This is a genomic window from Paracoccus sediminilitoris (assembly GCF_003259195.1).
GTDB classification, from domain to species: domain Bacteria; phylum Pseudomonadota; class Alphaproteobacteria; order Rhodobacterales; family Rhodobacteraceae; genus Paracoccus; species Paracoccus sediminilitoris.
Map to the genome: position 1 here is coordinate 47,387 of NZ_QJPK01000005.1, position 19,540 is coordinate 66,926.

Genomic DNA, 19,540 nt, shown 5'->3' on the forward strand with positions numbered 1-19,540 from the left:
TAGTCTGCCACCATAAGCGCGCCGCGTATCATCTGACAGGGAAGTTTCACATGTTTGCATCCGCCACAACCCGGCCCGGACAGCGCCTGCGCCGGGCCGCAATCCGCACGACCGCCGTGATCTCGGCGCTGTTCCTGGCCGCCTGCGACCCTGTCGCCATGACCGAACGTGCCAGCGGCCCCGAGATCGGGCAGATGATCGAACCGGGCCAGCCGGTTCGGGTCGCGCTGCTGGTTCCCGGCGGCACGTCATCGCAAGAGATGGAATGGCTGGCGCGCAGCCTGCGCAACTCGGCCAAGATGGCGGCGGCGGACGCCCAGGGTGCCAGCATCGACCTGCGCATCTATGACACCGCAGGGTCCGAGGCACAGGCTGTCGCCCAGGCCAATGCGGCCGCCGATGCGGGCGCGCAGATCATCCTGGGGCCGCTTTTCGCGGGCAATGCAAACGCCGTCGGCAATGCCATGCTGTCGCGCAACATCAACGTGCTGACCTTCTCGAACAATACCGAGATCGCGGGCGGCAACGTCTTCACCTTGGGCAACAGCTTCGACAACATCGCCGATCGGCTGGTGCGCTATGGCGTCCGTCAGGGTAAGCGCAACGTCCTGCTGGTGGCCGAGGATGACGTCGCGGGCCAGTTGGGCGCACGCGCCATCCAGACCGCCATCGCCCGCAATGGCGCGCGTCTGGCGGGCCGAGTCAATCACCCGGTGTCGATCTCGGGGATCGATGCGGCGACCCCGCGCGTGGCCGAGGCTGTCCAGTCAGGCCAAGTCGATTCGATTTTCATGACGGCCAACAACCAGGCCGTGCTGCCCTATCTGACCGAAAACTTGGCCAAGGCCGGCGTGCGCTCGCCTGTAACCCAGATGATGGGCCTGACCCGTTGGGACCAGCCGCGCGACCGCTTGGGCATGCCGCAGCTGGCCGAAGGCTGGTTCGCCATTCCCGACCAAGGCCTGCAACAGCAATTCGAGGCGCGCTATGCCCAGACCTATGGCGAGGCGCCGCACCAGCTGGCATCGCTGTCCTATGACGGGGTCGCGGCCATCGCGTCGCTGGTGCGCGCGGGCAAGCGCAACGCGCTGACCACGACCGGCCTGACCCAGCCCGCGGGCTTTTCGGGCGTGGCCGGCATCTTCCGCCTGAAGCGTGACGGCACCTCGCAACGGGGCCTTTCGGTCGCGACCATCCGCGATGGCAGGCTCGTCATTCTGGACCCCGCACCGCGCACCACCCGCGGGTTCGGATCGTAAACGGGAACGGCACGACAAGACATGGCACTGAACGGCGTCACCGACGGCGCCCGGGACATGACCGGGGCGCAATTTTCCCGTGACGGGGACGAGCTTCTGCGGGCGCTGGATGCGCGCCTGCAGGATATCGACGAACCCCGCCGCATCCGCAGCGAAACCGTCACCCTGCTGATGCAGGCGCGCGCCGACGGGATGCAGGCGATCGAGGCATCCTTCGCGACCCATCCCCGCGCTGCCCGCGAAACGGTGCGTGCCATCGCCAACCTGACCGATCAGATCGTCACCGCCGTCCATCATGTGGCGGTCACGCGGCTTCACCCGCTGGATGCCCCATCCGAAGGCGAGCGGCTGGCCGTTCTGGCCGTGGGCGGCTATGGCCGGGCCGAGATGGCCCCCGCGTCCGACGTCGATCTGCTGTTCCTGACGCCTTGGAAGATAACGGGCTGGGCCGAAAGCGTCGTGGAATCGATGCTTTACATGATGTGGGACCTGAAGCTGAAGATCGGCCATTCGATCCGCAGCGTCGACGATTGCCTGCGTCTTGGCGAAGGCGACATGACGATCCGCACATCGCTGGTGGAACACCGGCTGGTGACCGGCCACGCGCCGCTGGCCCAGGAGTTGCGCCAGCGCCTGTGGGACGAACTGTTCGAACGCACCGTGCCCGAATTCATCGAGGCAAAGCTGGACGAACGCGCCGCTCGCCATGCCCGCCAAGGGGGCCAGCGCTATGTCCTGGAACCCAACGTCAAGGAGGGCAAGGGCTGCCTGCGCGACCTGCAGACGCTCTACTGGATCGCCAAATACATCCACCGCGTCGATCGCGCGGTCGAACTGGTCGATCTGGGCGTCTTTTCGCGCGACGAACATCTGGCCTTCTGGCAGGCCGAGGATTTCCTCTGGGCCGTGCGCTGCCATCTGCACCTGATCTCGGGGCGTCCGGTGGATGTGCTGTCCTTCGACATGCAAGTCGAGGTCGCCCGTCGGATGGGCTATGCCGATACGACCGCGCGGCGCGGCGTCGAATATTTCATGCAGGATTATTTCCGCCATGCCACGCGCGTGGGTGAACTGACCCGCGTCTTTCTGGCCGCGCTGGAAACCCAGCACGTCCGCACCGCCCCATTCCTGGGTCGGCTGTTCCGTCGCAAACGCAAGATGAAGCCGGGGTTTATCGATCAGCAGGGTCGCCTGTCCTATGAATCCGAAGCGACCTTTCTGGCCGATCCGCTGAACCTGCTGCGTATCTTCGAAGAAGCCCTGAGGACGGGCGTGCTGATCCATCCCGATGCGATGCGTCTTGTCGCCGCCAATCTGGACCTCATCGACGAGAAGGTTCAATCCGACCCCGAGGCGATCCGCATCTTCATGGACATGCTGCTGAAGCATGGAAACCCCGAACGCGCCCTGCGCCGCATGAACGAGCTGGGCGTTCTGGCCGCCTTCATCCCGGAATTCGAACCGGTGGTGGCGATGATGCAGTTCAACGTCTATCACCACTATACGGTCGACGAACATTCCATCCAGTGCATCGCCGCCCTGGCCGAGATCGAGCGCGGCGAACACCCCGAAAACCTGCCCCTGTCCAGCCAGATCATCGAGGACGGAGTGAACCGCCGGGTGCTGTATCTGGCGACCCTGCTGCATGACATCGGCAAGGGCCGCCCCGAGGATCATTCGATCCTGGGCGCCCGCATCGCGCGGCGCATCGCCACGCGTTTCGGCTTCAATCAGGAAGATATCGACACGGTCGAATGGCTGGTGCGCAACCACTTGCTGATGTCGGACGTCGCGCAGAAACGTGACATCAGCGATCCGCGCACCCTGCGCGATTTCGCCAAGGCGGTGAAGACCCGCAAGCGGCTGGACAAGCTGCTGGTGCTGACGGTCTGCGACATCCGCGGCGTGGGCCCCGGCACCTGGAACAACTGGAAGGCGGCGCTTCTGCGCACGCTGCACCAGGAAACCGCCGCCGCCCTGGAAAACGGGCTGGAGGAGCTGAACCGCGACAAGCGCCAGAACGAGGCCAAGCGGTCGCTGCGCCACATGCTGGTTGCCAAGGGTTGGGATGCCCGCGCCATCCGCGCCGAGATCGCCCGCCATTACGATGCCTATTGGCCCGGCCTGCCGACGCAATCCCACACGGTCTTTGCCGAATTGCTGCGCGGCATCGGACCGGATGAAATCCGCATCGACCTGCGTGCCGATCCCGATCGCGACGCGACGCGCACGGCCTTCGTGCTGTCGGACCATCCCGGCATCTTTTCGCGGCTGGCCGGGGCGCTGACCCTGACGGGCGCCAACGTGGTCGATGCGCGGACCTATACGACGCGCGATGGCTATGCCACCGCCGTCTTCTGGGTCCAGGACGCCGAGGGTCACCCCTTTGCCGAAGACCGCCTGCCCAAGCTGCGCCAGACCATTCTGCGGACGCTGAGCGGCGAGATCGTCGCGCGTGAGGCTTTCGCGACCCGCGACAAGCCGAAAAAGCGCAACCGGGAATTCAAGTTCCCGACCCATATCACCTTCGACAACGAAGGCAGCGACATCTATACCATCGTCGAGGTCGATACCCGCGACCGTCCGGGTCTGCTTTACGACCTGACGCGGACGCTGGCCTCGAACCATATCCAGATCGTCAGCGCGGTGATCGCCACCTTTGGTGCGCAGGTCGTCGACAGCTTCTATGTCAAGGACATGTTCGGTCTGAAACTCCACAGCGCCTCGAAACGCGAGGCGCTGGAAAAGAAACTGCGGACGGCGATCGCCGACGGCGTGAAACGGGCAGAGGCAGAACAGGGATGAAATCCGGACTGGTGCGTGGCTTCCTGGCAGTGGGAAGCTGGACGCTGATTTCGCGTGCGTCGGGCTTTGTGCGCGACATCCTGATGGCGGCGTGGCTGGGCACAGGCCCCGTGGCCGAGGCGTTCCTGATTGCGCTGTCGCTGCCCAACATGTTCCGCCGCTTCTTTGCCGAAGGGGCGTTCAACACCGCCTTCGTGCCGATGTTTTCCAAGAAGTTGGAGGATCACGCACAGGCGCAGCGCTTCGCCTCAGAGGCGTTTTCGGGCCTGCTGGCAGCGGTGATGGTCCTGTCGGCCGTGGCGATGATCTTCATGCCGGGTCTGGTCTGGCTGATGGCGTCGGGTTTCGCTGGCGATGAACGCTTTGATCTGGCGGTGGAATACGGGCGGATCACCTTCCCCTATATCCTGCTGATCTCAATGGCCTCGATGATTTCGGGGGTGCTGAACGCAAATGGCCGCTTCACGGCGGCGGCGGCGGCGCCGGTGCTGCTGAACCTGCTGTTCATCGTGGCGATGGGGCTGGGGCAGTGGCAGGGTTGGGACTTGGGGCTGACGTTGGCCTGGGCCACGCCGGTCACGGGCATCGCCCAGTTGGCGCTGGTCTGGTGGGACGCGCATCGCAGCGGCTGGACCTTCCGCCCGCGGCGCCCGCGCCTAACCCCCGATATGCGCCGCCTGATCGCCGTAGCCCTGCCCGCGGCCTTTGCGGGCGGCGTGGTGCAGATCAACCTGCTGGTCGGTCGCCAAGTCGGATCGCGCTTTGACGGGGCGATCGGCTGGCTGTCCTATTCGGACCGCCTGTATCAGCTGCCGCTTGGCGTGGTGGGGGCTGCGGTGGCGGTGGTTCTGCTGCCCGAACTGGCCCGCCGCATCCGCGCCGATGATCACGCAGGCGGCCAGTCGGCCTATAGCCGCGCGACGGAATTCGGGCTGTTCCTGACCCTGCCCGCCGCATTTGCCATCGCCGTCATCGCCGAACCCATGGTTTCCACCCTGTTCCAGCGCGGCGCTTTTTCTGCCTTCGACACTCAGCAGACGGCGGCCGCGCTGATCGTCTATGCGATCGGTCTGCCGGCCTTCGTGCTGCAAAAGATCCTGCAACCGCTGTTCTTTGCGCGTGAAGACACCCGCACGCCGCTGCGCTTTGCCGTCATCTCGATGGTGGTGAACGCGGTCGCGGCCTTCAGCCTGATGCCGTTCCTGGGCTTCCTGGCGGCGGCGCTTGGCACGACCATCGCGGCTTGGGTCATGGTCGCCCAACTGTGGCTCGGGACGCGCGAGATGGGTCAGGCGGCACGGGCGGATGCACGGCTGGTCCGGGCCTTTCCGCGCATCCTGACGGCCTCGGCGCTGATGGCCGCGGCCCTATGGGGGATGCGCGAATGGCTGGAGGCTGCGGGCACCGGTCGGGGCGTCGGGCTGGCGATCCTGGTCTTTGGCGGGGCGGCGATCTATTTCTCGCTGGCGTTCATCACCGGGGCCTATCGCCTGTCCGAACTGAAGGCCGCCATCCGCCGGGGTCAGCGCTGACGCATCTGCGTCAGCGCCCGCTGCAACCCGCCATCGACCAGTACGAAGCTGAGCAGGAACCCGGTGGCAAAGCCCGCCACTTCGGCGATCCAGCCGGTTCCTGCGCCGCCGAAGACCAGGCCGAAGACCAGCTGGAAGGCCAGCAGGACGCCGATCAGGCTGAAGGCCCGCAGGCGGTTGGCATTCACCGCCGCCAGCTTGGTCCACAGCAGGAAGGTAAAGGCGCCCACCAGCCCATAGACGGCTGGATAGCCCCCGATCAGCAGTGACGGCCGCGCACCGATGACCTGCAGCACCGCCGCATAGATCAATGCCCCCCCGATGGCCGATCCCAGGAACAGCGCGACCACGGCCAAGGGCCGGAACTGCTGGGCCACCAGGTTGCCAAGCGCCAGCGTGAAGACCACCACGAACAGCGCATGCGTCAAGGACGTGTGGACAAAGTTGAAGGACAGCGCCCGGTACATCTGGTCGATGTCGAAGGCACCAAGGCTCCAGATGCGCTGGAACAGTTCGGGGGGCAGCGCCGTCATGCGGATGGCGTTAAGGCGCAGGCCCACGCCCTCGGCACCGCCCAGAAAGCCCGCCTGCGCCAGGGCAAACGCCGCCTCGGAGGCGATGACGGGCAGGGTCAGCAACCAGATCACGGGCGGCAGCGGGTTCAGCGGAGATTCGGTCAGGCCTTGACGCATGGCGTTTCCTTGGCGGTTGCGGAAGTTTCCCCCAACCGCTAAGCCAGCGGCCAGGAAATTCCAAGGCAGGCCGGTCATGTCAGAACCCACCAACAGCACCTTCCGCCCGCGCATCTTTTCGGGGATCCAGCCCTCGGGCGGGTTGACGCTTGGCAACTACCTGGGCGCGCTGAAGCGTTTCGCGGCCCTGCAGGGCGATCAGGCCGAAACCGTCTATTGCGTAGTCGACCTGCATGCGATCACCGTCTGGCAGGACCCCCAGGTGCTGTTGTCGCGCACGCGCGAGGCGGCGGCGGCCTTCATGGCCTCGGGGGTGGACCCCGCGCAATCGATCCTGTTCAACCAGAGCCAAGTCAGCGCCCATGCGGAAATGGCGTGGCTGTTCAACACGGTGGCCCGCGTCGGCTGGATGTACCGGATGACCCAGTTCAAGGACAAGGCCGGCAAGAACAGCGAAAATGCCAGCCTGGGCCTGCTGGCCTATCCGGCGCTGATGGCCGCCGACATCCTGACCTATCAGGCGACCGCCGTTCCCGTGGGCGAGGATCAGAAGCAGCATCTGGAACTGACCCGCGATATCGCGGCCAAGTTCAACCACGATTACGGCGTCAATCATTTCCCCATCACCGAACCTCTGATCGAGGGCGTGGCCACCCGCGTCATGTCCCTGCGCGACGGGTCCAAGAAGATGTCGAAATCGGATCCGTCCGATGCCAGCCGCATCAACCTGACCGACGATGCCGACACCATCGCCCAGAAGATCCGCAAGGCGCGGACCGACGCCGATCCCCTGCCCGGCCAGATGGACGGCCTGAAGGACCGCCCCGAGGCGCGCAACCTGGTCAACATCTATGCCGCCCTTGCCGATGAAACCCCCGACCAAGTGCTGGGGCGGTTCGAGGGTCAGGGCTTTGGCGCCTTCAAGCCCGCCTTGGCCGAAGTCGCGGTCGAGGCGATGGCCCCCATCACCCGCAAGATGTCGGAATACATGGCCGACCCGGCCCAGATCGATGCGGTTCTGGCGGATGGCGCCGAGCGTGCCGACGCCATCGCCCGCCCGATCCTGGACCGCACCAAGGAAATCATGGGCCTGCTGCGCACCCGCCGCTGAAACCTGCCCATTGCCCGAAACGTGACCGCCATTCCGCAAGGAGTGGCGGTTTCGTCCGTTTCAGGCGGGATTTTTGCCCGGAGGGTTGCGATCACGCACAGGTTACGGCTATCAGCCAGTCAAACGACTGGACCCGGTGAGAATCCGGGTGGCTCTTCCGGCCGCCGATCCGCCGGACAAATCGAACCTTGCAGACTTGCACGACGGACCCCGGCGCGAATGGCGCCGCAACGGTCAGGAACGGATGATCCATGTTTTCAATCGAACGCTACAAACAGGAATGGTTTGGCAATATCCGCCCCGATATCCTTTCGGGGCTGGTCGTCGCGCTTGCCCTGATCCCCGAGGCCATCGCCTTTTCCATCATTGCGGGTGTGGACCCCAAGGTGGGGCTTTATGCCAGCTTTTCCATCGCGGTGATCACCGCGATCACCGGCGGCAGGCCGGGGATGATTTCCGCCGCGACTGCGGCAACGGCGGTTCTGATGGTCACGTTGGTGGCCGATCACGGGCTGCAATACCTGCTGGCGGCGACGGTGCTGGCCGGCCTGATCCAGATCGCCTGCGGGATGCTGAGGCTGGGCTTCGTGATGCGCTTCGTGTCAAAATCGGTAATGACCGGCTTTGTGAACGCGCTGGCGATCCTGATCTTCATGGCGCAGCTGCCGGAATTGAACTTCGCGACGCCTGGCGTCACCTGGTTCACCTATCTGCTGGTCGCGGCTTCGTTGGCGATCATCTATCTGTTCCCCTATCTGACCAAGGCGATCCCCTCGCCGCTGGTGACCATCGTGGTGCTGACGGCGCTTGCGATGCTGCTGGGCTGGGACGTGCGGACCGTGGGCGACATGGGCGCGCTGCCCGATACACTGCCGATCTTCCTGCTGCCCGATGTGCCGCTGAACCTGGAAACGCTACGGATCATCCTGCCCTATTCGGTCGCGGTGGCCATCGTGGGTCTGCTGGAAAGCCTGATGACGCAGAACCTGGTGGACGAACTGACCGACACCCGGTCGAACCGCAACCAGGAATGCATCGGCCAGGGCCTGGCCAACACGGCCACGGGCTTCATCGGCGGCATGGCGGGCTGCGCGATGATCGGGCAGTCGATGATCAACGTCAAATCCGGCGGCCGCGGGCGCCTGTCCTCTTTCGTGGCGGGGGTCTTCCTGCTGATCCTGGTGGTGGGCTTGGGCGATCTGGTCAGCCAGATCCCGATGCCTGCCCTGGTCGCGATCATGATCATGGTGTCGATCGGCACCTTCAGCTGGTCGTCCATTGCCAACCTTCGCTCGCACCCGCGGTCATCCTCCATCGTGATGCTGGCGACGGTGGCCGTGGTTGTCTGGACCCACAACCTGGCGATCGGCGTGCTGGTGGGCGTGCTGTTGTCCGGCATCTTCTTTGCCGCCAAGATCGCCCAGCTGTTCCGCGTCCGCTCGACCCTGTCCGAGGATGGGCGCGAACGCCGCTATATTGTCGAGGGTCAGCTGTTTTACGGCTCGGTCGAGGATTTCATGGCGGCCTTTGACTTCTCCGAGGCGCTGGACCGCGTGATCATCGATGTCAGCGGCGCCCATATCTGGGACATCAGTTCGGTGCAGGCGCTGGACATGGCCATCCTGAAATTCCGGCGCGACGGGGCCGAGGTGCAGCTGATCGGCATGAACAAGGCATCCGAAACTATCGTCGACAAGCTCGCCGTGCATGACAAGCCCGGCGCAATCGATAAACTGATGGCGCATTGAGGGGGATGATCATGACCGACAATATCATCGCGCTGGTCGACGACTCGGGCTATGCAACTTCGGTCTGCGAACATGCGGCCTGGGTATCGCATCTGACCGGCGCGCCGGTCCAGCTGTTGCACGTGATGGGGCGCCGCGAAGCGGCCGGCCCGCAGGATCTGTCCGGTGCGATCCGACTGGGTGCCCGGACCGCACTGCTGGAGGAACTGGCGACCCTGGACGCCCAACGCGCCCGCATCGCCAACGAGGCCGGACGCGCCTTGCTGGAGGATGCGCGGCAGCTGACCGAAGGCGCCGGCGCAACTGCCGTTACGACCCGACTGGAACAGGGCGACCTGATTGACCGGGCCGTCGGCCACGATGCCCCCGACACCCGCCTGATCGTCATCGGCAAGCGCGGCGCAGCTGCGGATTTCGCCGAGAGCCATCTGGGGTCGAACCTGGAACGGATCGTGCGTGCCGCGCGTAAGCCGGTGCTGGTCGCGTCCCGGTCATTCAAGCCGATCCGAAAGGTGCTGGTGGCATTCGACGGCGGCAATTCGGCCCTGAAGGCGGTGCAGCACATCGCCACCAGCCCCGTCTTCAAGGATCTGCAGATCGAACTGGCGATGGCTGGCAACAGCGGCAACAACGCCCGCGATACGCTGGACGAAGGTTTGCTGCGCCTCAGGGCCGCGGGCCTGAGCGCCGATGCCTGCGTTCTGGCAGGGTCTGCCGAAACCGCCCTGGCGGAACGGATCGAGACCGAGGGGCATGATCTGCTGGTCATGGGCGCCTATGGCCACAGTCGCATCCGCAGCATGATCATCGGGTCGACAACGACGCAGATGCTGATTGCCTGCAAGCTGCCCGTGCTTCTTTTCCGCTGAAAACCTGATTCTCAGCAGCTACCCTTATGCTGCGCCCCTGATCGGGCGCGGCTTTTTTTCGTCTGCGAACGGCAAGCCGCAGTTTGCGTTCAGGCGATCTGCCGCGCAGGCTGTAAACGGATGAAGACATAACTGGTGCCGAAATATCGATGGCGCAGCGCCCGAATATCGGCAACCCAACCGCCAGTCAGCCCAACCAAGGGTCGTACCTGTCACCAAGATTGCCCGCGGCAGAAACCTGGATCAGCCGCCCGCGCTAACCATCAGACTGCTGCTTCCCTTGCATACTGTAGGGCTCAAGGGACTGGCTGCAGACAGGTCATCTGAGCCGTGGCCTCGAACGGCTTCGCAGACCTGTTCAGGGCGGGTTGGAAACAGGCGGCCGCGCCATCCGCCTAGGCGATCGTCGCGCAACCCCGACCTTTCCGCTTGGATGCATAAAGCGCCGCATCTGCCATATCCAGCAATGTTTCGGGTGTTTCAAAGCGGTCGTGATGCCAGATCACGACGCCGATACTGGCCGAAACATGCAGGTCGGTCAGCTGAGGAGGCGACAGGTCACGGATGCTGCCGATCAGGCGTTCGGCCACCTGCGCGATGGCCGCCGGGCAGACCATGCCACGCAGAATCAGCACGAATTCATCGCCCCCGATGCGCGCCGCCATGTCCTCCTTGCGGACGAGGCCGTGCAGGACCTTGCCCACGTCGCGCAACAGGTCATCACCCGCCTTGTGGCCAAGGCGATCGTTGACCTGCTTGAAATGGTCCAGATCCATGTGCAGCAAGGCGAATGGCGTGGGCCTGTCCTGACGTTCGTCGCCGCTGCGGCGCACGGCGATGGCCAGCGCGCCTTCCAGCGCACGGCGGTTGCCCAAACCGGTCAGGGGGTCGGTCTGCGCCTGCAGCAACGCCACTTCGCGGGCGGCAGCCAGCTGATGATTGAAGCGCGACAGCTCGTTCAGGACGCCGCGATTGGCTTCCTGCAGAAACAGCAGTTCCATCGCCAGGTCGCTTGGTGCAAAATCGGCATCGGTCAGATGGGCTTTGCGAATGGCGCGGGTCAGACCGATACCGAAGCCCAGATTGACCAGCATGGTCCCGTCCGACAGACGCACGCCATGACCCCGCAGCACCAGATCGGCGATATGCTGCACGCGCAGGAACAGACGCAGACCGCGGTCGACCGCGTTGCGGATGGCGTCGATCGCCTCGGCCCCCTGTCCGGCCCGGCCACTGACAAGGCAGCCGTGCAAGCCCGACCCAAGGCCCGGTACCAGCTTTAGCAATGTCGGCCCAACCGAGAGCACCGCCCCGCGATCATTCACGATCATATGCATCGGCATCAGTTGGGCCAACGCCTTGACCGGCAAGTTTACGACCGGGTTTCTCATGCCCGCCCCTGTTCTGCTGTGCCGTGCTGGATCGAGAACAGGCGCCCTTCGGCAAATTTCTCGTCCCAAACCTCGATCCGGATTGCCTGATCTTCGACTGAAATCAGGCAAAGCGCCCCGTAATCATCCGCCATTCCCCGGATCACCCCAACCAGAAGAAACTGCCATGTCCTGTCGTGATCCAGCATCAGGACCCAGAACGCCTGATCATTCGCATCGACCTGCAGGCGCGGAACCCGCAGGCTGGGCAGCACCAGATGCGCGCGGCCCGGCAATTCTTCCAGGCGCAACAGGAAATCCTTGAAATCGCGGCCCGAAAATCGAAGCAGTCGCCGCACCGCCTCGATGCGGGTCATCCAGGCGCCCATATCCTCCAGCATCTCGCTATGTGGCTTGGACATCCGAAACGCGGCGCGCTGCAGGGCATCGGCACCAAACCCCGCCCCTAACGGCGCCACGGAAGCCTGGGCTACATAAGCTTCTTCCGCGACCGCCTTGACCAGATCATCGCCATAGGTCGTTCTGAGGAATTCCTCGATCCCGCGGTTTATCAATGAATTCATGCCACACCTCGATTCGCATCGACGCTAGCAAGAGGGGGTGAATAAATCGCAAACGGATCAGTCCATGTCCCATCCATAGCTGCCAGGCCCGGCCAATGCCGTGCGCGCCGCCATCACGTCCTGCGGTCGCAGCCGAAGGGCGTCGGCAAATTCGTGGATGCGTTCATCGCTCTCGACGACGAAATCCAGCAGGAAAACGGCGATGTCAGGACGCTGCGACAGCTGACGCAGGTCATCGGCCTCCAGCCCGCTTGCCCCCATGAAATGGGCCAGATCATCAGGACGCTCGGCTAGCGCCAGCAGGATTTCGGTCGCCAGTTCGCGGGCCTGTTCGGGGGTATATGCCATGTGGATGCTGTCCTTTGGTCGAAAATATCCGCCAGCCACCCAGGCGGAAACAATTTGTTAAACATTTGAGACGAAATTGAAGCTCTGATGTCGAGACTCGCTGGATGGGTAGATGACGGCTCGTATCCTTGTCGCAGATGCCGTGGCAACCGCCCGCATCACATTGAAGGTCCGGCTTGCGTCGGTCTGCTATGAGGTCGAGGCTGTCAGCAGCATCGCCGAAATTTTCATGGCCGTCGAACGGTCGCGGCCGGGACTGATCATCCTGGGGGGGGAACCGGGCGATGAATCGCTGATCGAGACATGCCGCGCGCTGACACGCGATCCACGCACAGACGACATCCCCGTGATGATGCTGGTCCAGGGGCCGCAGCGCCTGGCAGCCCTGCAGGCCGGTGCGATTGCGACCCTTTCCCCGCAGGTCGAGGATCAGATGCTGATGGCCCGGGTCCGGGGCATCCTGCGCGATGTCGAACCCACCCACAGCCCCGAGCTGGGCATGGCGGAACCTGTGGCGGCCTTCATGCATGCCAAGAAGCCCCAGATCGTCCTGATCGCCGATGCCCCGGCGCGCGCCCAACGCTGGCGCCAACTGCTGGCCGAACGCATGTCCTGCCGCTTTGACATCATGGACCCGGACGAAGCCTTGGCGGCAGCCACCGCGGGACGCAATGCCGACGTCTATCTGATCTCGGTCGATCTGCGGACACAGGGTGACGGATTGCGCCTGCTGTCGGAACTGCGGTCGCGACAGGGATCGCGCGACGCGGGTTTCGTCATTGCCATCGGCCCCGATTGCGAGGAACTGGCCGCTTTCGCGCTGGACCTGGGCGCCAGCGACGTCGTCCCCCACGATCTGGGCGGCCCCGAGGCGGCGGGCGCCGCCGCCATGTCCCTGCAGATGCTGTTGTCGCGCAAGACGCGCGGCGACGAACGCCGGGCCGAGGCGCAGCGCAATATGGTCTGGGCCATGACCGATCCGCTGACGGGACTTTACAACCGCCGTTATGCCATCCCGAAACTGTCGGCGATCACCCGCGATGCCCTTCTGGGCCACCAGGGCTTTGCGGTCTTCGTCATGGACCTGGATCATTTCAAACAGGTCAATGACGGGTACGGCCACAGCGCCGGCGACGCCGTCCTGACTGAAATCGCAGTAAGGTTCCGTGCCGCCCTGGGTCCTTCGGGCCTGGCCGCGCGCATGGGCGGAGAGGAGTTCCTGGGCGTCATTCCCGATTGTTCGCAGGACCATGCGCTGATCGTGGCCGAACGCCTGCGCAAGGCCATCGCCCGACGTCCCGTCACCCTGCCCCAGATCACCGGTGGCGGCCAGATCGCGGTCACGGCCTCGATCGGAGTGGCGACGGTGGCGCCGATGCAGTGCGACGGCTGGCCAGACCAGGTCGCCCGCATGACGCTGGAACGTGCCGATCAGGCCTTGCTGGTCGCGAAGGGCTCCGGGCGCAATCGCGTCATATGCTCGCGTCCCGATCAGGCCGCTTGACGGGCACTTTCAAAGCCGGCCCCGAATGCCTAGATTGGCGACACCGGGCAGACGGTCCGGACCCAAGCAGGAGCATCGGCATGTCCCAATCCGAAAGCCTCGCGTCCGACGCGATGGACCGTTCGACGAAATCCGCCATGTTGCGGGGTGCCATGTGCCGCTGCCCCGCATGCGGCGAGGGAAAGCTGTACAAAAGCTATCTGAAGGTGAACGACCACTGCCCCGCCTGCAACGAGGCGCTGCACCACCAGCAGGCCGATGACGGCCCGGCCTATCTGACGATCCTGCTGGTCTCGCATCTGGGGGCGCCGCTGCTTCTGGCGATCTTCGTGGCCTATCGCCCCAGTGCAATGACCCTGCTTTTGTCCTTCAGCCTTGGCGCGATCGTCATGTCGCTGCTGCTGCTGCCGGTGATCAAGGGCGCCATGGTGGGCTTTCAGTGGGCACGCCGGATGCATGGCTTTTCCGCATGACGACCCCGCCCCCGATCCGGGACGCGGCCACGGTCATCATCCTGCGCCGAGGGCCTGAGGGCAACCGCGTGCTGATGGGGATGCGCGGCGCCAAGGCAGTTTTCATGCCGTCGAAATTCGTCTTTCCGGGCGGGGCTGTCGACCCAGATGACACGCAGATCACGCTGGCCGCCGATCTGCGCACGGAATGCCAGCGCCGACTGCAAGATCCGCAGGGAAGCGTCGCCCCCACGACAATCGCCGCCGCGGCCTTGCGCGAACTGGCAGAGGAGACCGGCCTGTTGATCGGGCAACCGGGACCTTGCGACATCGCGGGATATGCCGAAGCCGGGCTGATGCCCGATGCCTCGGCCCTGCGATATTTGTTCCGGGCGATCACGCCGGCCGGACGCCCGCGCCGGTTCGACGCGCATTTCTTCATTGCGGATGCGGCCAGCCTCAGTGGCGATCCCGACGATTTCAGCCGCGCCTGCGATGAACTGTCCAATCTGCATTGGGTCGCGCTCTCCGAGGCACGCGACCTTGACCTGCCCTTCATCACCGAGGTGGTGCTGGCCGAACTGTCCCAGCTGATCGAGGGGCTGCCCCATGACAGCCCACTGCCTTGCCCTGCGACGGTGCCCTTCTTCGACAACCGCACAACAACGCCGACCTTCAGACAGATCCTCTGATCAGCGGCCCGTGAACGCGGGGCGGCGCTTTTCCAGAAAGGCGGTCACGCCTTCGACGAAATCGGCGCTGCGGCCCGCCTCGCCTTGCAAGGTTGCCTCCAGCGCCAGTTGCGCGTCCAGATCGTTGCCCGACGATGCGGCCACCGCCCGCCGAATGGACAGATATGCCCCCGTCGGCCCATCGGCCAAGGCCTGCGCGCGCGCCGACACGACGTCCCTGAACCGGTCATCGGGAACGGATTGCCAGATCATGCCCCATTCCTGCGCCTGGTCGGCGGTCACCGGCTCCGCGAACAGCATCATGCCCATCGCGCGGGCGGAACCGACACTGCGCGGAATGATCCATGTGCCGCCTGCATCGGGGATCAGGCCGATTCGCGTGAAGGCCTGGATGAAACTGGCGCTTTGCGTCGCGATCACCACATCCGCCGCCAGCGCAAGATTTGCCCCAGCTCCCGCCGCCGTTCCGTTCACCGCTGCGATCACCGGCACCGGACAATCGGTGATGGCCCGCAGCATCGGCTCGTATTCATCGCGCAGGGTCGCTTCCAGGTTTGCGGCCGCCGACCGATCGGTCAGATCCTGACCCGAACAGAACCCGCGCCCTGCCCCTGTCAGGACGACGCAACGGACCGCAGGGTCCAGAGTGCTCAGAGCCTGCGTGATGTCCTTGCGCATCTGCGTATTCAGGGCATTCATCACCGCAGGCCTATTCAGCGTCAGCCACGCAACGCCATTCCGGATGTCCAATTCGATGGTCTGGAAACTCATGTGCCCCTCCTCCTGGTTGGGGCGATCATGCAGCATTGGCGCGGCAGGGAAAGCGCGACCCCGCGTCAGTCGCCCCTGTCGGGTTCCATGATCCGGGCCAGCCTGCGCTGTTCGTCTTCGGACAGTTCGGGAACGTCGGGACCGGCAATGTTGCGGGTCCGCAGGAAGCGCAGGCCCAGAAAAAGGCCCAGCAACGCCATGACGGGGCCTGCCAACCACAGGATCAGATTGCCGCCAGTCGCGCGCGGCTCGAACAGGACGAATTCTCCGAAACGTTCGACGACATTGTCCATCACCTGATCGTCGGTATCACCCGCGACCAAACGCTCTCGGACGTAAAGACGCAGGTCCCGGCTGATGGCCGCGTTCGAATCGTCGATATTCTCGCCCTGGCAAACCGGGCAGCGCAGCTTTTGCGACAGCTCGCGGGCGCGGGCTTCCAAAGATGGGTCGGACAGGATCTCGTCCGGCTGGACGGCCAGGACCGGTGTCGCCAAAGTCGCCAGCACGACCATCATCCGGATCGCGCCCTTCATTCCGCGGGCACCGGCTTGGCGACATGGCTCTTGGTGCTGCCTGCGGCCACGCGATAGCGGCGGTCCGTCAGGCTGATCAGGCCCCCCAGGGCCATCAGCAGCGCACCGCCCCAGATCCAGTTGGCGAAAGGCTTGATATAGCTGCGGACAGCCCAACCGCCATCCGGCTGCTCATCCCCGATCACCACGTAAAGGTCGCGCAGGAAGCCGTAGTCGATGGCTGCCTCGGTCGTGGGCATGTTCTGAACAGGATAGACCCGCTTTTCAGGCTGCAGCACGGCCACCACGCGTCCGTTGCGGCTGGCTTCGATCGTGGCCTTCTGCGCGTAGAAGTTCGGACCGTCATGGCGTTCGACCGATCTCAGGACCAACTGATAGCTGCCGACATCGAAGGGTTCACCAATCTGGGCCACGCGGACATCCTCGACCTGCCAGGCCTGGATCAGGGCGACGGCGATGAAGGTCACGCCAAGGCCAGCATGGGCAATCGCCTTGCCCCAATCGGCGCGCGGCAGGCGCAGCAGGCGCGACGGGCCCGACTTGCCGGTCCGCGACCACAGCTCGGCCAAGGCTCCAAAGATCAGCCATGAGCCGAGACCGGCACCGATCACCGCCAGGGCGGAATGACCCGTCGATACTGCAAAGACCAGCATCATCACCGCTGCACTGAGGATCAAGGCGGCGCGCAAGGGCCTCAGCGACCGACCCAAGGTCGCGCGTTTCCAAGGGATGATCGACCCGATGGGCAGCACGATGGCCAGCACGATCATGAAGGGCGTGAACGCCTGATCAAAGAATGGCGGCCCGACGGACAGAACCCGGCCCCAGACCATTTCCGCTACCAGCGGCCAGATGGTGCCGACAAAGACCACGAAGGCCGACACGGCCAGCAACACGTTGTTCAGGACCAAGGCGCCTTCGCGCGACACGGGCGCGAAAACCCCCTTGGCCATCATGGTCGTGGCACGTGCCGCATAAAGCGTCAGGGCGCCGCCCACGAAAAACGCAAGGATCGCCAGAATGAATACACCCCGCTCGGGGTCGTTGGCAAAGCTGTGGACCGAGGTGATGACACCCGAGCGCACGATGAACGTCCCGATCAGCGAAAAACCAAAGGCCATGATTGCCAGAAGAATTGTCCAGCTTTTCAGCGCCTCGCGCTTTTCGACGACGATGGCGGAATGGACCAGCGCCGCGGCCAGCAGCCAGGGCATGAAGCTGGCATTCTCGACCGGGTCCCAGAACCAGAAGCCGCCCCAGCCAAGTTCGTAGTAAGCCCACCAGGACCCCAGGGCGATGCCGATGGTCAAAAACACCCATGCCGCCAAGGTCCAGGGGCGGACCCAACGCGCCCATGCCGCATCCACGCGCCCTTCGATCAGGGCAGCAACGGCAAAGCTGAACGCCATCGAAAGGCCGACATAGCCCAGGTAAAGAAAAGGTGGATGGAATGCCAGGCCCGGATCCTGCAGCAGCGGGTTCAGGTCCTGCCCGTTGAAAGGCGGATTCCCCAAGCGCCAGAACGGGTTGGAGGTGAAGATGATGAAGGCGTAAAAGGCAGCACCGATGGCCGCCTGCACGCCCAAAACCCGCGCCTTCAGGCTGGGCGGCAGGTTTCCCCCGAAAAGCGCCGCCGCGGCGCCGAACAGCGCCAAGATCGTCACCCACAGCAGCATCGATCCTTCATGGTTCCCCCAGACACCACTGATCTTGTACAAAAGCGGCTTGGACGTATGCGAATTTTCATAGACCAGCTGCACAGAAAAATCCGACGTCACGAAGGCGATCGTCAGAGCGCCGAAACTGATCAGCATCAGGATCAGCTGCACCAACGCCGCGGGACGGGCGCTGTCCATCCAGCCATGCCAGCCTTTCGCAGCCCCCACCATGGGCACCGTCATCTGGTAAAGCGAGACCATGAAGGCCAGGATCAGTGCGAAATGGCCAAGTTCTGCGATCATGAGGGGGCATCCTTTGTTGCCCGCAGCATAGGGGCGGGACGAAGAAGGGAAAAGTCCCCCCTTCGTCCCGCAAGGTCAGTTTTGCGTGTCGTCCCTGCGTCCTAATCGCGCAGCGACGCCACCCAATCCCTCAGCGCCGCATTGTCGGCAAAATCTTCTGACGGAACCGCGACCACTTGCTCGACTGAGGTGACGACCTTCTCGACGGGTTTGGGACGCCAGACGCGGTCGCGAAAATGATGCGCCTCCCGCGCGCCGAAATAGAAACCGACGATGGCTCCAAGCAGCCACCACAAGGGTTCCGGAACCAGCTGCAGGCCCTGCATCCGCAGGCCGAAACCGTCAGGATCGACCATGGAATAGATGAACAGCCCCAATGTCCCCAATGCCAGAAGCGGTCGAGGAACCCGGTTCAAACCATTGACAAAGCTATCAAACCATCCCGTCGGCGCCAAGGTGAATTCCTGGCCGTACTGGGAGATTGCCCGGGCATAGGCCTCTTCGTCCAGCTCCATCCGTCGGGTGGCATTCTGGGTAAAGACCTCGGCCATGCCGGTCGCGGCACTGCCAAGCGCAGTGACGGTCGGCGCGACGCCGATCAGGCGATCAATCATGCCCATTTGACGGTCCTCGTGCGATGTTCAGCTTGGGACAGATGATATTTGGGGGCAATGAACTCCTCGGCTCGGGTGATCCACCCGCCCTTGCCGCCATCCTTGCTGCGAGCATATTTCCGGCTGGAGGGGCGCTGATCCGCCAGGTTGTAGTAATAATTGCGCCGCTCGATCCCATAGGCATCCGCCAGATGCAGCGGCGCGGCGGCCGCCGCCTTTTGTGCCGCGGCAATCGTGTTCGGTCCCACCGAACCATCGGCTGCGGTCGCAAACCCCATCCGCGTCACCAGTCGTTGCAGGATCTTGACCGCATTCGTGCCCGCATTGACATACATGTCGAAGACACTGGCCTGCACGGGTTCGGGCAATTCGGCCAGGCGCGGCTTACGGAAATAATGCTCGACAAAGATCTGCTGGGCTTGGGCGCGGGTCAACGCACGCACGTCGCCCGCGTCGACGCGTCCATCCTTGTTCAGATCCAGACCCAAGGCCTTCATCGTCCCAATCGTGACACCGAAATTCGTCGCCCCGCCGGGATCGTCGGGGTCATTGACATAGCCCCCTTCCCGCATGACGATCTGTTGCGCAATCTGTTCGACGCTTTGCATGGCACCCCCGTATCCGGCAGCATACCTGTGCTGCCCAGCTTGGGGAGGCTGCGCCTTGGCGGTTAATCTTCTCTTAACCCTGCG

At 64.2% G+C, this 19,540-nt stretch carries 18 protein-coding genes and 1 other annotated feature; of the genes, 9 read left to right on the plus strand and 9 right to left on the minus strand.

Annotation, left to right across the window (positions count from 1 at the left end; translation table 11 throughout):
* The first annotated feature begins 50 nt into the window (after positions 1 to 50).
* Genes DKT70_RS07625 through murJ form a run of 3 tightly spaced genes read left to right on the plus strand, consistent with a single transcriptional unit; the run spans position 51 to position 5,596 of the window.
* Complete coding sequence (locus DKT70_RS07625; RefSeq protein WP_111558584.1) at positions 51 to 1,259, plus strand: penicillin-binding protein activator; 1,209 nt, start codon at positions 51 to 53, stop codon at positions 1,257 to 1,259.
* Positions 1,260 to 1,316: 57 nt separating this feature from the next.
* A complete protein-coding gene (locus DKT70_RS07630) occupies positions 1,317 to 4,064 on the plus strand; it encodes a [protein-PII] uridylyltransferase (protein WP_233490475.1) in 2,748 nt (915 codons plus the stop codon).
* The gene (gene murJ / locus DKT70_RS07635) at positions 4,061 to 5,596 is read left to right on the plus strand and encodes a murein biosynthesis integral membrane protein MurJ (RefSeq protein WP_111558586.1); all 1,536 of its coding nucleotides are present in this window, start codon (positions 4,061 to 4,063) and stop codon (positions 5,594 to 5,596) included. Before DKT70_RS07630 ends, murJ begins: the two co-directional genes overlap by 4 nt.
* On the opposite strand, the gene DKT70_RS07640 is transcribed toward murJ, so the two are convergent.
* Complete coding sequence (locus DKT70_RS07640) at positions 5,587 to 6,288, minus strand: rhomboid family intramembrane serine protease (protein WP_111558587.1); 702 nt, start codon at positions 6,286 to 6,288, stop codon at positions 5,587 to 5,589. The genes murJ and DKT70_RS07640 overlap by 10 nt on opposite strands.
* Positions 6,289 to 6,364: 76 nt before the next feature.
* Here DKT70_RS07640 and trpS point away from each other — a divergent pair, with 76 nt between their 5' ends.
* The 3 genes from trpS (at position 6,365) to DKT70_RS07655 (ending at position 10,016) form a co-directional block, all read left to right on the plus strand.
* The gene (gene trpS / locus DKT70_RS07645; protein WP_111558588.1) at positions 6,365 to 7,399 is read left to right on the plus strand and encodes a tryptophan--tRNA ligase; all 1,035 of its coding nucleotides are present in this window, start codon (positions 6,365 to 6,367) and stop codon (positions 7,397 to 7,399) included.
* Between the two features lie 126 nt (positions 7,400 to 7,525).
* Positions 7,526 to 7,581: a sequence feature (sul1 is cis-regulatory element that is thought to sense ions involved in sulfur or methionine metabolism; They are found in Alphaproteobacteria), on the plus strand.
* 69 nt (positions 7,582 to 7,650) lie between these two features.
* The gene (locus DKT70_RS07650) at positions 7,651 to 9,147 is read left to right on the plus strand and encodes a SulP family inorganic anion transporter (RefSeq protein ID WP_111558589.1); all 1,497 of its coding nucleotides are present in this window, start codon (positions 7,651 to 7,653) and stop codon (positions 9,145 to 9,147) included.
* An 11-nt stretch (positions 9,148 to 9,158) separates the two neighbouring features.
* Positions 9,159 to 10,016 (plus strand): universal stress protein, encoded by an 858-nt coding sequence (locus DKT70_RS07655; protein WP_111558615.1) that lies wholly within the window; start codon positions 9,159 to 9,161, stop codon positions 10,014 to 10,016.
* A 395-nt stretch (positions 10,017 to 10,411) separates the two neighbouring features.
* Here the strand turns inward: DKT70_RS07655 and DKT70_RS07660 are convergent, their stop codons facing one another.
* The 3 genes from DKT70_RS07660 to DKT70_RS07670 are packed head-to-tail and all read right to left on the minus strand — an operon-like array spanning position 10,412 to position 12,318.
* Positions 10,412 to 11,407, minus strand: a complete 996-nt coding sequence (locus tag DKT70_RS07660) for a GGDEF domain-containing protein (protein WP_111558590.1) — start codon at positions 11,405 to 11,407, stop codon at positions 10,412 to 10,414.
* Positions 11,404 to 11,970 (minus strand): heme NO-binding domain-containing protein, encoded by a 567-nt coding sequence (locus tag DKT70_RS07665; protein WP_111558591.1) that lies wholly within the window; start codon positions 11,968 to 11,970, stop codon positions 11,404 to 11,406. The genes DKT70_RS07660 and DKT70_RS07665 overlap by 4 nt, the downstream gene beginning before the upstream one ends.
* A 57-nt stretch (positions 11,971 to 12,027) precedes the next feature.
* Positions 12,028 to 12,318 (minus strand): DUF3572 family protein, encoded by a 291-nt coding sequence (locus tag DKT70_RS07670; protein WP_111558592.1) that lies wholly within the window; start codon positions 12,316 to 12,318, stop codon positions 12,028 to 12,030.
* A gap of 112 nt (positions 12,319 to 12,430) precedes the next feature.
* Here DKT70_RS07670 and DKT70_RS07675 point away from each other — a divergent pair, with 112 nt between their 5' ends.
* The 3 genes from DKT70_RS07675 (at position 12,431) to DKT70_RS07685 (ending at position 14,966) form a co-directional block, all read left to right on the plus strand.
* Complete coding sequence (locus DKT70_RS07675) at positions 12,431 to 13,822, plus strand: diguanylate cyclase (protein ID WP_111558593.1); 1,392 nt, start codon at positions 12,431 to 12,433, stop codon at positions 13,820 to 13,822.
* Positions 13,823 to 13,902: 80 nt separating this feature from the next.
* Positions 13,903 to 14,295, plus strand: coding sequence for a DUF983 domain-containing protein (locus tag DKT70_RS07680; RefSeq protein WP_111558594.1), 393 nt, complete (start codon positions 13,903 to 13,905; stop codon positions 14,293 to 14,295).
* Entirely contained in the window at positions 14,292 to 14,966 is a 675-nt protein-coding gene (locus tag DKT70_RS07685) for an NUDIX domain-containing protein (protein WP_111558595.1), read from the plus strand. Before DKT70_RS07680 ends, DKT70_RS07685 begins: the two co-directional genes overlap by 4 nt.
* Here the strand turns inward: DKT70_RS07685 and DKT70_RS07690 are convergent, their stop codons facing one another.
* The 5 genes from DKT70_RS07690 to DKT70_RS07710 all read right to left on the minus strand — a co-directional run bounded on the left by DKT70_RS07690 (position 14,967) and on the right by DKT70_RS07710 (position 19,456).
* Complete coding sequence (locus DKT70_RS07690; protein ID WP_111558596.1) at positions 14,967 to 15,737, minus strand: enoyl-CoA hydratase-related protein; 771 nt, start codon at positions 15,735 to 15,737, stop codon at positions 14,967 to 14,969. It abuts the gene before it with no gap.
* A 65-nt stretch (positions 15,738 to 15,802) separates the two neighbouring features.
* Positions 15,803 to 16,273 (minus strand): cytochrome c-type biogenesis protein, encoded by a 471-nt coding sequence (locus DKT70_RS07695; protein WP_111558597.1) that lies wholly within the window; start codon positions 16,271 to 16,273, stop codon positions 15,803 to 15,805.
* Entirely contained in the window at positions 16,270 to 18,234 is a 1,965-nt protein-coding gene (locus DKT70_RS07700) for a heme lyase CcmF/NrfE family subunit (protein WP_111558598.1), read from the minus strand. Before DKT70_RS07700 ends, DKT70_RS07695 begins: the two co-directional genes overlap by 4 nt.
* A 101-nt stretch (positions 18,235 to 18,335) precedes the next feature.
* Positions 18,336 to 18,854, minus strand: coding sequence for a holin family protein (locus DKT70_RS07705; protein ID WP_111558599.1), 519 nt, complete (start codon positions 18,852 to 18,854; stop codon positions 18,336 to 18,338).
* Entirely contained in the window at positions 18,845 to 19,456 is a 612-nt protein-coding gene (locus DKT70_RS07710; protein ID WP_111558600.1) for a holin-associated N-acetylmuramidase, read from the minus strand. The genes DKT70_RS07705 and DKT70_RS07710 overlap by 10 nt, the downstream gene beginning before the upstream one ends.
* Between the last annotated feature and the right edge of the window lie 84 nt (positions 19,457 to 19,540).

What these genes read in the sequence shown, in the direction of transcription:
- DKT70_RS07640 (WP_111558587.1), bottom strand. Translation starts at nt 6,288, where the DNA reads ATGCGTCAAGGCCTGACCGAATCTCCGCTGAACCCGCTGCCGCCCGTG.
- DKT70_RS07705 (WP_111558599.1), bottom strand. Translation starts at nt 18,854, where the DNA reads ATGGGCATGATTGATCGCCTGATCGGCGTCGCGCCGACCGTCACTGCG.
- DKT70_RS07710 (WP_111558600.1), bottom strand. Translation starts at nt 19,456, where the DNA reads ATGCAAAGCGTCGAACAGATTGCGCAACAGATCGTCATGCGGGAAGGG.
- DKT70_RS07670 (WP_111558592.1), bottom strand. Translation starts at nt 12,318, where the DNA reads ATGGCATATACCCCCGAACAGGCCCGCGAACTGGCGACCGAAATCCTG.
- DKT70_RS07690 (WP_111558596.1), bottom strand. Translation starts at nt 15,737, where the DNA reads ATGAGTTTCCAGACCATCGAATTGGACATCCGGAATGGCGTTGCGTGG.
- DKT70_RS07625 (WP_111558584.1), top strand. Translation starts at nt 51, where the DNA reads ATGTTTGCATCCGCCACAACCCGGCCCGGACAGCGCCTGCGCCGGGCC.
- DKT70_RS07665 (WP_111558591.1), bottom strand. Translation starts at nt 11,970, where the DNA reads ATGAATTCATTGATAAACCGCGGGATCGAGGAATTCCTCAGAACGACC.
- DKT70_RS07655 (WP_111558615.1), top strand. Translation starts at nt 9,159, where the DNA reads ATGACCGACAATATCATCGCGCTGGTCGACGACTCGGGCTATGCAACT.
- DKT70_RS07630 (WP_233490475.1), top strand. Translation starts at nt 1,317, where the DNA reads ATGACCGGGGCGCAATTTTCCCGTGACGGGGACGAGCTTCTGCGGGCG.
- DKT70_RS07680 (WP_111558594.1), top strand. Translation starts at nt 13,903, where the DNA reads ATGTCCCAATCCGAAAGCCTCGCGTCCGACGCGATGGACCGTTCGACG.
- DKT70_RS07685 (WP_111558595.1), top strand. Translation starts at nt 14,292, where the DNA reads ATGACGACCCCGCCCCCGATCCGGGACGCGGCCACGGTCATCATCCTG.
- DKT70_RS07660 (WP_111558590.1), bottom strand. Translation starts at nt 11,407, where the DNA reads ATGAGAAACCCGGTCGTAAACTTGCCGGTCAAGGCGTTGGCCCAACTG.
- DKT70_RS07675 (WP_111558593.1), top strand. Translation starts at nt 12,431, where the DNA reads ATGACGGCTCGTATCCTTGTCGCAGATGCCGTGGCAACCGCCCGCATC.
- murJ (WP_111558586.1), top strand. Translation starts at nt 4,061, where the DNA reads ATGAAATCCGGACTGGTGCGTGGCTTCCTGGCAGTGGGAAGCTGGACG.
- DKT70_RS07650 (WP_111558589.1), top strand. Translation starts at nt 7,651, where the DNA reads ATGTTTTCAATCGAACGCTACAAACAGGAATGGTTTGGCAATATCCGC.
- DKT70_RS07700 (WP_111558598.1), bottom strand. Translation starts at nt 18,234, where the DNA reads ATGATCGCAGAACTTGGCCATTTCGCACTGATCCTGGCCTTCATGGTC.
- DKT70_RS07695 (WP_111558597.1), bottom strand. Translation starts at nt 16,273, where the DNA reads ATGAAGGGCGCGATCCGGATGATGGTCGTGCTGGCGACTTTGGCGACA.
- trpS (WP_111558588.1), top strand. Translation starts at nt 6,365, where the DNA reads ATGTCAGAACCCACCAACAGCACCTTCCGCCCGCGCATCTTTTCGGGG.